14 protein-coding genes and 1 pseudogene are annotated in these 12804 nt (G+C 58.0%); 5 read left to right on the forward strand and 10 right to left on the reverse strand.

Annotation, left to right across the window (positions count from 1 at the left end; genetic code table 11):
* Window positions 1-158 precede the first annotated feature (158 nt).
* The 3 genes from Q0M74_RS09560 to Q0M74_RS09570 all read right to left on the reverse strand — a co-directional run bounded on the left by Q0M74_RS09560 (window position 159) and on the right by Q0M74_RS09570 (window position 3016).
* Complete coding sequence (locus Q0M74_RS09560; RefSeq protein WP_293953783.1) at window positions 159-839, reverse strand: methionine ABC transporter permease; 681 nt, start codon at window positions 837-839, stop codon at window positions 159-161.
* Window positions 836-1918 (reverse strand): methionine ABC transporter ATP-binding protein, encoded by a 1083-nt coding sequence (locus tag Q0M74_RS09565; RefSeq protein WP_293953785.1) that lies wholly within the window; start codon window positions 1916-1918, stop codon window positions 836-838. The genes Q0M74_RS09560 and Q0M74_RS09565 overlap by 4 nt, the downstream gene beginning before the upstream one ends.
* Before the next feature lie 207 nt (window positions 1919-2125).
* Window positions 2126-3016, reverse strand: coding sequence for a MetQ/NlpA family ABC transporter substrate-binding protein (locus tag Q0M74_RS09570; RefSeq protein ID WP_293953787.1), 891 nt, complete (start codon window positions 3014-3016; stop codon window positions 2126-2128).
* A gap of 212 nt (window positions 3017-3228) precedes the next feature.
* On the opposite strand from Q0M74_RS09570, the gene Q0M74_RS09575 reads away from it, so the two are divergent.
* Both Q0M74_RS09575 and Q0M74_RS09580 read left to right on the forward strand, forming a co-directional pair.
* Complete coding sequence (locus tag Q0M74_RS09575; RefSeq protein WP_293953789.1) at window positions 3229-3552, forward strand: hypothetical protein; 324 nt, start codon at window positions 3229-3231, stop codon at window positions 3550-3552.
* Window positions 3513-3737 (forward strand): annotated as a pseudogene (locus Q0M74_RS09580) (hypothetical protein); the annotation flags it as partial. The gene Q0M74_RS09575 and the pseudogene Q0M74_RS09580, both read left to right, overlap by 40 nt.
* A gap of 49 nt (window positions 3738-3786) precedes the next feature.
* On the opposite strand, the gene Q0M74_RS09585 reads toward Q0M74_RS09580, so the two are convergent.
* Window positions 3787-4377 carry a PadR family transcriptional regulator gene (locus Q0M74_RS09585; RefSeq protein ID WP_293953791.1) on the reverse strand — a complete coding sequence of 197 codons (591 nt, stop codon included), beginning with the start codon at window positions 4375-4377 and terminating at the stop codon, window positions 3787-3789.
* A gap of 241 nt (window positions 4378-4618) precedes the next feature.
* Here Q0M74_RS09585 and Q0M74_RS09590 point away from each other — a divergent pair, with 241 nt between their 5' ends.
* The 3 genes from Q0M74_RS09590 to Q0M74_RS09600 are packed head-to-tail and all read left to right on the forward strand — an operon-like array spanning window position 4619 to window position 8158.
* Window positions 4619-5743, forward strand: a complete 1125-nt coding sequence (locus Q0M74_RS09590) for an aromatic ring-hydroxylating dioxygenase subunit alpha (RefSeq protein WP_293953793.1) — start codon at window positions 4619-4621, stop codon at window positions 5741-5743.
* Between the two features lie 4 nt (window positions 5744-5747).
* On the forward strand, window positions 5748-6803 hold the full coding sequence (locus Q0M74_RS09595; RefSeq protein ID WP_293953795.1) for a PDR/VanB family oxidoreductase: 1056 nt from the start codon (window positions 5748-5750) through the stop codon (window positions 6801-6803).
* An 11-nt stretch (window positions 6804-6814) separates the two neighbouring features.
* Window positions 6815-8158: an MFS transporter gene (locus Q0M74_RS09600; protein WP_293953797.1), complete on the forward strand. Its 1344-nt coding sequence runs from the start codon at window positions 6815-6817 to the stop codon at window positions 8156-8158.
* A gap of 86 nt (window positions 8159-8244) precedes the next feature.
* Here the strand turns inward: Q0M74_RS09600 and Q0M74_RS09605 are convergent, their stop codons facing one another.
* The 6 genes from Q0M74_RS09605 to Q0M74_RS09630 all read right to left on the reverse strand — a co-directional run.
* A complete protein-coding gene (locus tag Q0M74_RS09605) occupies window positions 8245-9108 on the reverse strand; it encodes a prenyltransferase (RefSeq protein ID WP_293953799.1) in 864 nt (287 codons plus the stop codon).
* Between the two features lie 4 nt (window positions 9109-9112).
* Window positions 9113-9424, reverse strand: a complete 312-nt coding sequence (locus tag Q0M74_RS09610) for a lycopene cyclase domain-containing protein (RefSeq protein ID WP_293953801.1) — start codon at window positions 9422-9424, stop codon at window positions 9113-9115.
* The gene (locus Q0M74_RS09615; RefSeq protein WP_293953836.1) at window positions 9424-9771 is read right to left on the reverse strand and encodes a lycopene cyclase domain-containing protein; all 348 of its coding nucleotides are present in this window, start codon (window positions 9769-9771) and stop codon (window positions 9424-9426) included. The genes Q0M74_RS09610 and Q0M74_RS09615 overlap by 1 nt, the downstream gene beginning before the upstream one ends.
* Window positions 9772-9798: 27 nt before the next feature.
* Complete coding sequence (locus Q0M74_RS09620) at window positions 9799-11415, reverse strand: phytoene desaturase (protein ID WP_293953803.1); 1617 nt, start codon at window positions 11413-11415, stop codon at window positions 9799-9801.
* Window positions 11412-12341, reverse strand: coding sequence for a phytoene/squalene synthase family protein (locus Q0M74_RS09625; RefSeq protein WP_293953830.1), 930 nt, complete (start codon window positions 12339-12341; stop codon window positions 11412-11414). The genes Q0M74_RS09620 and Q0M74_RS09625 overlap by 4 nt, the downstream gene beginning before the upstream one ends.
* Window positions 12338-12804: MMPL family transporter (locus Q0M74_RS09630; RefSeq protein ID WP_293953833.1), on the reverse strand; the 467-nt coding region annotated here is incomplete at its 5' end. The genes Q0M74_RS09630 and Q0M74_RS09625, both read right to left, overlap by 4 nt.

Genomic DNA, 12804 nt, shown 5'->3' on the forward strand with positions numbered 1-12804 from the left:
GAGTATTTCGAAAGTATGTAAATTGCAGGGTAATTAAATCAAAATAGGTTCAGCGACTCATCTCTTTCCGTACTTTGGGGTCCAATTGCTGCGATTGCGCTACAAAATGAGGCCAGTTCGATATGAACTGGCCTCATTAAATAAAATTGAGCAGAAAATCAGCGTCGCATGATCTTCTTGGACAGCCAGTTACCCAGCAGCTGGGCAGCCTGGACGATGATGACGATGACCAGGACAGCCACGTACATGACCTCATTGTCAAAGGCGCGGTAGCCGTAGACGATGGCGAAGTCACCGAGACCACCACCACCGATGTAGCCGACCATGGCGGACATGTCCACGATGGCGATGAAGAGGAAGGTGTAGCCCAGCACCAGTGGTCCCAGTGCCTCGGGGATGATCACCGTGCGGATGATTGTGAGCGGACCGGCACCCATGGCACGGGCTGCTTCAATGACACCTGGATCAATGGAGACCAGGTTTTGCTCCACGATTCGGGCAACGGAGAACATCGCGGCCACCACCATCACGAAGATGCCGGCGTCACGTCCAATGGATGTGCCCATCACCCCGACAGTCAGTGGTTTCATCGCCACGATCAGGATGATGAAGGGGATGGGGCGGACAAAGTTCACCAACACGTTGAGGATTGTGTAGACGAACTTGTTCTTGAGGATCCCACCGTCACGGGTGGTGTAGAGCAGCAGGCCGACAATAAGGCCCAGGATGCCGGAGACCATCATGGTGATGGACACCATGATGAGGGTGTCCAGGATGGCATCCCGGAAGGTGTCTCCCAGACGGTTCCAATCGGCTGCCATGATCATCGTCTGGTTCATCGAGTGATCTCCTTGATGCTTGTGGTCCGGGTGAGGGACCGGTAAAACTCTTCGATGGCAGGCTGGTTGCCGTTCATGCGGACAGTGATCTTTCCGAAGGACTGTTGCTGCAGGGTGGTCACACCGCCGTGGACCACGTTGATGGACACACCATCTGCGGCTGCCTTGGCGGAGGCTGCGAAGAATCCGGAGTCCTCGGTGAGGGCGATGGTGAAGAGGCGACCATCATGGTGGAGGAGGTCTTCTTCCTCCACCATGTCCGGGGTGTTGCGCAGGGCCGTTGCGACAAACCGCTGGGCCACCGTGGTCTTGGGGTTGGAGAAGACCTCGTAGACGCTGCCATATTCAACCACCTTGCCGGCTTCCATCACGGCAACCTTGTCGGCGATGGAACGCACAACCTCCATCTCGTGGGTGATCACCACGATGGTGATGCCCAGTTCCTTGTTCACCTTGCGCAGCAGGGAGAGAACTTCCTGAGTGGTTTCCGGATCAAGTGCGGAGGTGGCTTCGTCGGCAAGCAGCAGGGAGGGGTTGGTGGCAAGCGCACGAGCAATGCCCACGCGCTGCTTCTGGCCACCCGAGAGCTGCTCGGGGTAGTTCTTGCCCTTGTCAGCCAGACCGACGAACTCAAGCATTTCCTTCACACGGGCTTTACGCTGTGCCTTGTCCATCTTCGCCAGCTGGAGGGGATATTCGATATTGCCCTCTGCGGTGCGGGATTGGAAGAGGTTGAACTGTTGGAAGATCATGCCGATCCGGCTGCGCAGTTTACGGATGCGGGCTTCCGGCATGCCGACGATGTCGGTGCCATCCAGCAGCAGTGCGCCGGAGGTGGGCGTGTCCAGGCCATTGATCATGCGGACAAGGGTGGACTTTCCAGCACCTGAATAACCGATGATGCCAATGACCTCGCCTGGTTCAACAGTGAGGGAGACATCATCAAGGGCAACCGTCTGGGCATTCTTATTGTTGGTGAATACCTTGGTTACTCCACGGAACTCAACACGCGTACCGGGGTGGGAGATACGCTGCGGGTTGCTTCCTTCAGGCGTCGGGGTGGACGCGTTGTTAGACACAGCGGTGTCCTCGTTTCGAAGGTGGGGGATTAAAGAAAAATGAACAGGTAGACAGTGTAATGCCCCGCTGGGGCATTAAGCGACGTGGTGAAATGTCGACTGGCTCTCAGCGGGGCAGTACAACTGACTGTCCTGGGCTTTTCACAATTGTCCATGTGATCTGGCCCGGGAAGGTGGTGCAGAAGTGGTCGATCTTAAAGACCGGTTTTACTCATCAGCAGCTTCAAGGCGATCAAGGATGGCCTGCAACTCATCGGCTGGGCGATCAACAGCAACAGAGGTGCCCTTGGAGTCGCGGTCAACAGCAGCCTGGACATCAGCGTCATGCCAGAGTTCAACCAGGCGGGCGATATTCTCATCGTCCTTGTCCTCGGCCTTGGTGGCGAAGATGTTGATGTATGGCTCAGCTTCTTCGGAGTTTGGATCATCTTCGAAGACAGCCAGGTTTGGATCGATGCTGGCACGGTCCAGGAAGGAGTTGTTGATGATTGCTGGGGTGCCCTCGTGGTACGCGGTTGGGGACTGCGCAGCATCAACAGGAAGGACGGAAACCTTGGATGCTTCCTCGTCGATGTCTGCTGGGGTCGGGGTGATCATGCCCGGGGTCTTCAGGGTGACAAGGTCAGCCTGGACCAGAACGTTGATGGCACGGCCCTGGTTGGACTCATCGTTGGGGATGACAACCTGCTCACCGTCGATGCCGTCGATGGAATCGTGGTCCTTCCAGAACAAGGCCAGGGGAACGATCTCGGAGGAACCGACAGGGGTGAGGTCCTCGCCGGAACCGGCATTGTAGGCAGCCAGGAACTTCAGGTGCTGGAAGAGGTTGACGTCCAGCTGATCCTGCGCCAGAGCATCATTCGGGGTGGAGTAATCAGAGAAAGAGACGATGTCCAGGGTGATGCCCTCTTCGGTGGCCTTCTCCTCGAAGACTTCCCAGGCTTCCTTGGCGGCATCGGTGGTGCCGATGCGGATGGTGACCCCATTGCCTTCTTCAGTGGTGGCGCTGGTGCCATCGGAATCAGAACCGCAGGCAATCAGGGTGGTGGCGGCGAAGATGCCGGCGATGGCAGTGGTGGTGATACGACGAAGCTTCATGAATTCGGCATCCCTTTGTCTCAGGTGGAGGTGCGATATTTTTATTGGTGTTTAGGAGATTAGCACTCTAGACCGGCATCTGTACAGCTCGGTCTATTTGGGGGGTTTGTGGAGTGGTGTGAGAGGTGCGCACAAGCATTGGAAAGTATCTTGTCCGGTGTGACTGAAGAAGCGCCGCGGCCCAGTTCATCATGAGTCAGTGGTGGGGGGAGATGGCAGTAACTGCAGTGCCCAAGGGGCGATCGCAGATCCCTTTTGCTGAACTGCCTGCCACCAGCAGCTATAACTTCCTGGTGGGTGTCTCCGATCCGGAAGAAATGGTGGAACGCGCCACTGAGCTTGGTCTTTCTGTGCTGTCACTGATTGACCGTGATGGCTTCCATGGTGCTGTCCGCTGCGCAGAAGCAGCGGTGCAGGCTGGGGGCGGGACTGTATCCGGTGCGGAGCTCCCCCGCTGGGTACAGCACCCTCACTGTCTTATGCAAGGGATGGGCTGCCTGCTGATCAGCTGCTTCATAGGGGTTTTGATGGTGTGAGAGTGCAGGTTGCCGGTGTGGTCACCCACCGCCAACGCCCACAGACAGCATCTGGGCTGACCTTCTTCGGACTCGAGGATGAAGCTGGTCTGATGGGCGTGATGGTGTCACCTGGATTGTGGAAGCACCAGCGGATTCTGGCCCCTGCTGCCAAAGCACTCATCATCCGCGGCATCGTGCAGAACGTGGTGGTGGGGGCTGAGGCGGGGGCCACGCAATTTCCGGTGAATGCGCTCAGTGATTGCCGTAGATCTTCCTGATCAGTGTCAGGCCCTGTTCGGCCCAGTTGATCTCTGTCTCGGCCTGTGCCACCCGTCCCTCATAGGCGAACCGCTTGAAGGCAATGGTGGCAGCGTGTTTCTCGGCAGGGAGGTTCTGAAGTCGTCGGGTCAGGTTTGGGCTGATCCCGGTGTCAATGCGGTTGATCTCATCGAGTGCCTGTGAGCGCTGATTCTCAAAATGGGAGATGTGTTCCTGGAGGTTCTGCTCGGCGGCCTCAGGAGATCCCATCTCGAAATATGCGGCCTTGAGGCGTGCTGGATCACGGTCGGGGGTGTGGGGCATGGGCTCCTGTTGCCACTGCGTGAGGGCGGCGAGGCCATCGGCACTGACGGTGTATTCCGTTTTGGTGACACCGTTGGCACCCCACGGAATCTCGCGTGATTCGAGGAGTCCCTCGCGTTCCAGCTTCCTCAGTTCGGGGTATATCTGGGAGTTGGGGGCATGCCAGAGGAAGCCCACGGATGAGGCGAATCGCTTGGCCACGTCGTAGCCGGTCATGGGGCTGGATGAAAGTAGTGCAAGTAGTGCGTTCCTGAGGCTCACGCTTCATTTGTACCCTGCGGTGTGGCCGATGCCCATATTCCGGGTGTGGCTGATGTGAACCTGACCACATGGAATGGTGTCGTGTGGGGGTGGTGGGTGAGGTTTTCACGCTTCAGTCCTTGCCTGGGGGTCACAGCTGATTTAGATTGTGATCCATTGCATTGACTATCTATGAGTTTAGATAGTTGGGTAGGTAGTCAGTTGGGGAAACCTGATTGACAATTGATGAATGGAGACAACAATGACGACTGCAGCAATAACCTCAACCACCACCGCTAAGATCATGCCCCACCCCCTCAACGCCTGGTACGTGGCTGCCTGGGACCACGAAGTGACCTCCAAGGGGATCATCTCCCGCACCATCGCCAACAAGCCGCTGGCTCTCTACCGCACCCAGGATGGTCGCGCTGTCGCACTGGCAGACGCCTGCTGGCACCGCCTGGCACCACTGTCTAAGGGCAAGCTGACCGGCAACGATGGCATACAGTGCCCGTACCACGGACTGGTGTACAACTCAGCGGGACGTTGCATGTCCATGCCTGCGCAGGAGACCCTCAACCCCTCCGCCGCGGTCGCCTCCTACCCGATTGTTGAGCAGTACCGTTATATCTGGGTCTGGCTGGGCGATCCCACCCTGGCTGATCCCACCACGGTTCCGGACATGCACCAGATGAGCCATCCGGAGTGGACCGGTGATGGCAGGACCATCGCAGCGGAGTGCAATTACCAGCTGGTGCTGGATAACCTCATGGACCTCACCCATGAGGAATTCGTCCACGCCTCATCAATCGGACAGGATGAGCTCAGCGATGCGGAGTTCGAGGTCACCCACACCGAGGAATCCGTGACCGTGACCCGCTGGATGCGTGACATCGATCCACCACCGTTCTGGCAGAAGAACATGAATGACAAGTTCCCAGGCTTCGAGGGCAAGGTGGACCGCTGGCAGATCATCCACTACTACTACCCATCCACCATCTGCATCGATGTGGGCGTGGCCAAGGCAGGCACCGGTGCTCCCGAGGGGGATCGCAGCCAAGGTGTTAACGGATATGTCATGAACAGCATCACCCCGGAGACCGACCGTTCTTCCCACTACTTCTGGTCCTTCCAGCGCAACTACCGTCTGGACAGCCAGCTGATCACCACCCAGCTCCGTGATGGTGTCCACGGTGTATTCGGTGAGGATGAGGAGATGCTCACAGCTCAGCAGGCGGCAATTGACGCAAACCCTGACTATGAGTTCTACAACCTCAACATCGATGCCGGTGGTATGTGGGTGCGCCGCATCCTGAATGAGGCACTGAAAGCGGAGAACCGCCTGGAGATTCCCACAACTTCAGCACCTGTGAGAAAGGAAGGGTAAGACCATGACCAGCGCATCGAACCTGCGATGGCAGGACGCAGAAGTCATCGCCGTCACCGGGGTCGCCGACCGTATCCGCCGGATCACACTTCGCCCGGAGGTGGCCCACCGCGTCAGCGCCGGGGAACACCTGAAGGTGATGGTGGACATCAACGGCATACAGTCACTCCGCTCCTATTCCATCGTGGACGCCACCCCTGAGGGAAATGAGATGTCACTGACGGTGTTCCACACCCCGAACTCCCGTGGCGGCTCCACCTACATGCACAACCTCACCCCGGGGCAGACAATCCGGGTCACCGGTCCACAACAGGACTTCCCCTTCCGGGTGGGTGCCCCGAAATATATTCTTGTGGCCGGCGGCATCGGCATCACCGCCATCCGCGGTATGGCAGCACTCCTGAACCGGCTCGGCATGGACTATGAAGTCCACTATGCTGCGCGTTCCCCCGAAGCCATGGCCTACCGTGAAGAGATGATCGCCGACCACGGTGATCGCCTGAAACTCTACTTCGATTCTGAGTCGGTCCACCTGGACATCCCCGGGCTCATATCCGGTATCGCCCCAGGCACAGAGCTGTATATGTGTGGTCCCATCCGTCTGATGGATGCCATCCGCCGTGCCTGGAGGGAAAAGGAACTGGATCCGACCAACCTGCGTTTTGAAACCTTCGGCAACAGTGGCTGGTTCATTCCGGAACGTTTCCGTGTCACCGTCCCCGGCCTCGGTGTCTCCACCGAGATCGGGGAGAATGAATCCCTCCTGGAGGCACTGGAGAAGGTCGGTGTGTCAATGATGTCTGATTGCCGACGTGGTGAGTGCGGGCTCTGCCAGGTTAAAGTTCTGGAGACACAGGGACAGATCGACCACCGCGATGTGTTCTTCTCTGATCAGCAGAAAAAAGCCTCGGACAAACTCTGTGCCTGCGTATCGCGGTTGGCATCACCCACAGCCTCTCCGTCACACGATCTCTCACCCGTTGAGTTGTTCACCCCTGAACACGCTCTCATCTCAGCCCGAAAGGGCCGGGACATCCACCTGACAATTGAAGTGCCCTGAAAGGCAACACCATGGACATTAGAAAAGCCATCGATACCACTCGGATGAGTGGATTCCAGTGGTATATCGTGGGGCTGGCCACATTCCTTAATGCACTCGACGGCTATGACGTACTGGCCATGGCCTTCACCGCTAATGCGGTCTCCGGAGAATTCGCTCTGAACGGAAGTCAGCTCGGCCTGCTGCTCAGTGCGGGACTGGTGGGCATGGCTATGGGCTCACTCATCCTCGGACCTTTCGCCGACCGCATGGGACGTCGGAAGATTCTCATCGTCGCCCTCCTCATCAATCTGGTGGGCCTGGTCTTGTCAGCCACCGCTGGTTCCTCCGTGGAACTGGCCATCTGGCGTGTGGTGACCGGTATCGGCATCGGCGGCATCCTCGCCACGGTGACAGTCATCACCAGTGAATACTCAAATAACAAGCACCGTGGCATGGCTGTGAGTATCTACACCGCAGGATATGGCGTGGGCGCAACCCTGGGAGGTCTGCTCGCCGCACAGTTGATCCCCACCTTCGGCTGGCGTTCGGTATTCGTGGCCGGTGCTGTGGCCACCCTGCTGTCCGTGGTCCTGGTCTGGTTCAGCATCCCGGAATCAGTGGACTATCTGCGGGTCAAGCGACCTGCGGGGGCTGAGGAGAAGGCCCTGCAGATCGCACGCCGTATCGGCAAGACCAACACCATCGGTCTGGGTGCGCCAAGCGCTGAAGACAGTGTCCAGGTGAAGCTCTCTGACCTGCTGTCCGGATCGTTCCGTTCCAACACGCTGAAGCTGTGGGCCGCATTCTTCTTCATCATGTTCGGCTTCTACTTCGCCAACTCCTGGACCCCGAAACTGCTGGTGGAATCCGGTATGACGGAGAATCAGGGCATCATCGGTGGCCTGGCGTTGACGCTGGGTGGCACATTCGGATCCCTGCTCTACGGTCTCATCACCACCCGCTTCAACTCCCGTCACACCCTCATGGTGTTCACCGTGCTCTCCGCAGTCACCCTGGTTGTCTTCATCACCACCACATCCATTCCCCTGCTGGCATTCGGAAGTGGCGTCCTGGTGGGCATGCTCATCAACGGCTGTGTTGCCGGTCTGTACACCGTCACCCCGACGGCCTACCCGTCAACACTGCGCACCACAGGCGTGGGTTGGGGCATCGGCATCGGACGTTTTGGTGCTATCTTCGCACCCATCACCGTCGGTGCGCTTCTCGACGCCGGCTGGACCCCTCCCTACCTCTACACAGCGGTTGCCGTGATCGTGGTCTTCGCAGCAGTCGCGCTCATCGGCATCCGTCCCTACCTGGGAAAGCAGGTGAAGGAAGAATCCACAAGCACTGAACCAGCAGTAGCCCTCTAGCCTCGGCAATAATCACCAATCCACTGCTCCCTCCCCAACCCGCGCCAGGTGGGGGGAGGGAGCAGTGGGCGTCGATAAGCATTTTTTTATACCAGGTACACACTGATCAGGGTCATGGATACCACAGCCCCCACCAGGTAGTTCAGCCAGAGAAAGACCTTCCACCCACGGTTGGCATGCTCGCAGGTGTCATCAGTGATGTTCCAGAAACGTGCTGAATTGAGCACATAGGTTAAGGCCGCGATGCCGACAATCCAGGCGGGAGTCGGCAATACGAACACCAGCGCAGCAGCGGCAAGGTAGAGGACAGTGGCCAGACGGGCAGCTCCGCGGGAACCCATGGCCGTGGCGATGGAGGACAACCCGGCCTCCCGGTCAGCGCGGACATCTTGGACCGCACCGAGAATCTGGCTGGCCATGCCCCAGAGGAAGAAAGACGCCAGTGCAATCCATATGGCACCAGAAATATCCCCACCGATGATGGTCGCACCCACCAACGCCGGGGAGGTGAAGTGGATGGAAGAGGTGATCGCATCCAACAGGGGGCGTTCCTTGAAACGCAGACCTGCCGCGGAATAGGCGATCACCGCGAAGACCGACACCGTCAGCCACAACGCTGACATCCACGTGCCGACCGCATAGAGCACCGCCAGGAAGGGAATCGTGGTGATCACCGAGGCCCACAACAAGGTGGGGTGGTATTTCTTGGCCACCACCGCGCCCTCCACACCACCCTTGCGGGGATTACGGATATCGGATTCATAGTCAAAGACATCGTTGATGCCATACATCGCGATGTTGTAGGGGATGAGGAAGAAGAAAATCCCCACGTAGAACAACCAGTCCATGCCACCACCACTGAGCAGATAAGCAAGACCATAAGGGAAGGCGGTGTTGACCCAGCTGATGGGGCGGGAGGAGGAAAAGACCACGCGTATGGTGTCCATCATGTTTTCAGGACCTTTCAGCGTGAGCGGGCTGTTGAGCGGGCAACCAGATTGCAGGGATGAGCAGGGCAGCGAAGAGGGGATAGAAGAGATCCTCCACGGGGATCAACCCGATCCAGATCCCCAGGTGCTGGGTGTCGCCGTAGCCGAAGAAATCAGCCCAGACCATGATGTTGTCAAAGATGATGGTCAGCACAAAGAGGATCAGGGTGCTGAGCAAGGTGACGGTGGTGATCTTCCGGGTGCCATTTTTCCGCTTGATCAGGAAGGCGATGAGTGCGATCACCAGGAAGGGGATGCTCATGTAGACATAGGTCATTATTTCGTCTCCCCGGTATTGCTCTGCGGTGGCAGTGGTGCTTTGAGCACCAGGCTCACCGCAGAGGTGAGGTTGAGTGTGAGATAACACAGGAAGAACAGGAAGAAGAGTTCTTCAACCGGCATGTGGGGAGCCACGTCAATGCCGGTCATATATGGGGAATCACCGCGGTAGAAGGTGCCGGTGACAATCCCCAGCACATCCCAGAGCATAAACCCGATATAGGTGACACCGATGGCCAGCCCGGCACGGGGTGCATTGCGGAAGAACGCCAACTTCCAGCGGTGATCGCACAGCACCATGCAAGCGATGAAGGTGAGCAGTGAGCCCAGGTAGATGAAAGACATCAGGAAGTCAGCCACGGTATCTTCCCCTTAATTCCTGGTGGTGGTGGTGGGAAGTGGTGTCGGCATCGGTCCCGGAGTGGTATCACCGTGGAGACGTTTGAGCACATTCTCCGCAGAGATCAGACACATCGGGATACCCACGCCCGGCACGGTGGTGGCACCGGCATAGAACAGGGTGTCCACCTTGCGGGACTTATTGCGTCCCCGCAGGAATGCAGATTGCGCCAGGGTATGTGCAGGCCCTAAAGCACTGCCCAACCAGGAGTGGTAGCGGCGCTCAAAATCAGCAGGGCCCAGGGTGTGCTTGACCACGATCCTCTCCTGCAGATCCGGGATATTCGCCTGCATGGCCAGCTGGTTGATCGCATGATCTGCCATGGCCTGGACTGCCTGGGAAGCCTCCGGCATATAGGCATCACCGTGGCCGATGCTGCTGGTGGCCTTGGTGGGAACCAGGATGAACAGGTTCTCATGACCTGCTGGTGCTACACCGTCCTCCGAGGTGGAAGGCTTGGAGACATAGATGGATTCTGAGGCGTTGCTGGGGCGGGTGGACTGGGGGCCATCGAAGACAACAGCGAAGTCATCAGTCCAGTCCTCACTGAAGACGAGGTTGTGATGATCCAGCTGTGGCAGTTCCCCTTTCACACCCAGCAGCACCAGCACAGAGCCGATACCTGGATTACGGGTGGACCAATAACGCTCCGGATAGGTACGTAGTTTCTTGGGCAGGAGGTTGTTCTCCGTGTGGTGGAGATCGCCAGCGGCCACCACGATGTCCGCGGGAAGTTTCTCAGAGGTCTCGCCGAGCACACTGACCCCGGTGGTCACGGTCTTGCCATTGATGGTGGCAGTGTTGATGGCGGTGGCCTCTGTGGAGAAGTGGAACTTCACACCGTGATCGAGCGCAAGCTTATGCAGCGCACCCACCACCGCGGTGAAACCACCGATCGGATACTTCACACCCTGCACCAGATCCGTATGGCTCATCAGGTGATACATGGAGGGGGTGGTCTCCGGGCGTGATGAGAGGAAAACCGCAGGGTAGGACAGCACCTGACGCAATACCGGGGAGGTGAACTGGTGGTTCACATAGGACTCCAGTGAGCGGGTGAGCAGACTGGCCAGGCGTGCGGCACGGGTGAGTACATCCCGGTGCAGCAGGGGACCCAGTTCAGAGAAGGTGTTGTACAAGAACCGGTCAATGGCGATGTCATAGGTGTCAGCAGCACTGTCCAGATAGGTCAGCAGTTTGGCACCCGCGCCGGGCTCGATGGATTCAAAAAGCGCTGCAGCCTCATCACGGCCGGTGGGAACATCCACCGGAGCACTGTCCCCGGAGAACACCCGATAAGCGGGGGTCAGATCAACAAGGTCCAGGTGGTCTGCAGTCTTCGTGCCAAAAAGTTCAAAGAAGTGATCAAAAGCTTCCGGCATGAGGTACCAGGAAGGGCCGGTATCCCACCGGAAACCCGGGTGCTCATCCACAGTGAAGGAACCTGCGCGGCCACCTGCTGAAGCGTTCTTCTCCACCACGGTGACATCCCAGCCATCACGGGCCAGCAGGGCAGAGGTGGCCAGGCCTGCCACTCCAGCACCAATGACCACAGCTGTGCCGGAGGTGTCACTCAACGTGCTGCTCATGCCGATCTCTTTCTGTAGCTGCTCAAGGAGATCCCCTTGATGATGGACCGCACCAGAATGGTGAGTTTCGTGCTGGTGGGGATGCTGATGCGCTCCTCCAACAGTGTTGCCGCCGGAGTCTGCTCGATGCGGTCGGTGAGGGTTTCAAAAAGCAGGGACGCGGCGATGACACCCACGCGAGCCTGGATGGGCAATGCCGGGTAGGCCACTTCCGCGGTGGCCAGATCAGTGCGGATATCAGCAATGAGCCGGCTCTTTTCTTCTTCTGTGAACACACCTGCAGTGGTACCAGGGAAGTAGGTGCGGCCCAGTTCCTTCTGGTCCTCTGCCAGATCACGGAGGAAATTGATCTTCTGGAAGGCAGCTCCCAAGGAACGTGCACCCTCCTGCATCAGGTTCTGACGCTTCTTGCTCAAAGGACGGCCCTGGTTGAACACACTGAGACATAACAGGCCGATGACCTCGGCAGAACCATAGACATAGTCCTGGAAACTACCGGGATCATGTTCCTGGGCGCTGAGGTCACGGCGCATAGATTCAAAAAAAGCCACCACATGCTCATCCTGGAAATTACAACGCCGGGCGGTCTCGCCATAGGCATGCAACACCAGGTCAGTGTGGAAGTGCTGTGATGGTGCTGCAAGCACTGCCTTCTCATAGGCATCAAGGAGTTCTTCCAGCTGATCTTCTACGTAGCCGGCTGCCAGTGCCGTGCCATCGACAATCTCATCGGCGATGCGCACCACTGCATAGAGATTATGGATATCCCTGCGGATCTGTGGGGCCAGCATCCATGTGGCCATGCTGAAACTGGTGGAATACCGCTTGATCACCTGGTGGGAGGCATGCTGAGACACCCTGTTGTAGAGCCCGAGGGCGCTATCCAAGAAGGCAGCTGACCGGCCTTTCAGCTGGTTGTCATTCATGCTTGAACAAGCTCCTCATCGGTTGGACCTTCAGTGGAACCGCCCTCGGAGCTGACATTGTCCTCATGCTTCTGAGTGGACAGTTTTGATGGCCACCAGACCTTGGGTCCGATGTCATAGAACAAGGCTGGTACCAGGAAGGCACGAACTAGAAAGGTGTCAATCAGGACACCGAAGGCCACGATGAAAGCGATCTGTGCGAGGAAGAGAATCGGAATCACATAGAGGGCTGCGAAGGTGGCCGCCAGCACCATGCCGGCGGACGTGATCACACCACCGGTGACAGTCAGACCACGCAGGATACCGCTACGGGTGCCATGTTTGGTGGCTTCCTCACGGACGCGGGTGATCAGGAAGATGTTGTAGTCAATGCCCAGTGCCACCAGGAAGACAAAGCCATAGAGAGGCACAGCCGGGTCCGCGCCGGGGAAGTTGAAGACGTGGTTGAACAGTAGCGCTCCAA

Source organism: uncultured Corynebacterium sp., from assembly GCF_945649885.1.
Lineage (GTDB): Bacteria > Actinomycetota > Actinomycetes > Mycobacteriales > Mycobacteriaceae > Corynebacterium.

Excerpts from the sequence above, each read along its gene's own strand:
- Q0M74_RS09560 (WP_293953783.1), bottom strand. The coding sequence starts at position 839 with ATGAACCAGACGATGATCATGGCAGCCGATTGGAACCGTCTGGGAGAC.
- Q0M74_RS09570 (WP_293953787.1), bottom strand. The coding sequence starts at position 3,016 with ATGAAGCTTCGTCGTATCACCACCACTGCCATCGCCGGCATCTTCGCC.
- Q0M74_RS09575 (WP_293953789.1), top strand. The coding sequence starts at position 3,229 with ATGGCAGTAACTGCAGTGCCCAAGGGGCGATCGCAGATCCCTTTTGCT.
- Q0M74_RS09590 (WP_293953793.1), top strand. The coding sequence starts at position 4,619 with ATGACGACTGCAGCAATAACCTCAACCACCACCGCTAAGATCATGCCC.
- Q0M74_RS09595 (WP_293953795.1), top strand. The coding sequence starts at position 5,748 with ATGACCAGCGCATCGAACCTGCGATGGCAGGACGCAGAAGTCATCGCC.
- Q0M74_RS09600 (WP_293953797.1), top strand. The coding sequence starts at position 6,815 with ATGGACATTAGAAAAGCCATCGATACCACTCGGATGAGTGGATTCCAG.
- Q0M74_RS09605 (WP_293953799.1), bottom strand. The coding sequence starts at position 9,108 with ATGATGGACACCATACGCGTGGTCTTTTCCTCCTCCCGCCCCATCAGC.
- Q0M74_RS09610 (WP_293953801.1), bottom strand. The coding sequence starts at position 9,424 with ATGACCTATGTCTACATGAGCATCCCCTTCCTGGTGATCGCACTCATC.
- Q0M74_RS09615 (WP_293953836.1), bottom strand. The coding sequence starts at position 9,771 with ATGTCTTTCATCTACCTGGGCTCACTGCTCACCTTCATCGCTTGCATG.
- Q0M74_RS09620 (WP_293953803.1), bottom strand. The coding sequence starts at position 11,415 with ATGAGCAGCACGTTGAGTGACACCTCCGGCACAGCTGTGGTCATTGGT.
- Q0M74_RS09625 (WP_293953830.1), bottom strand. The coding sequence starts at position 12,341 with ATGAATGACAACCAGCTGAAAGGCCGGTCAGCTGCCTTCTTGGATAGC.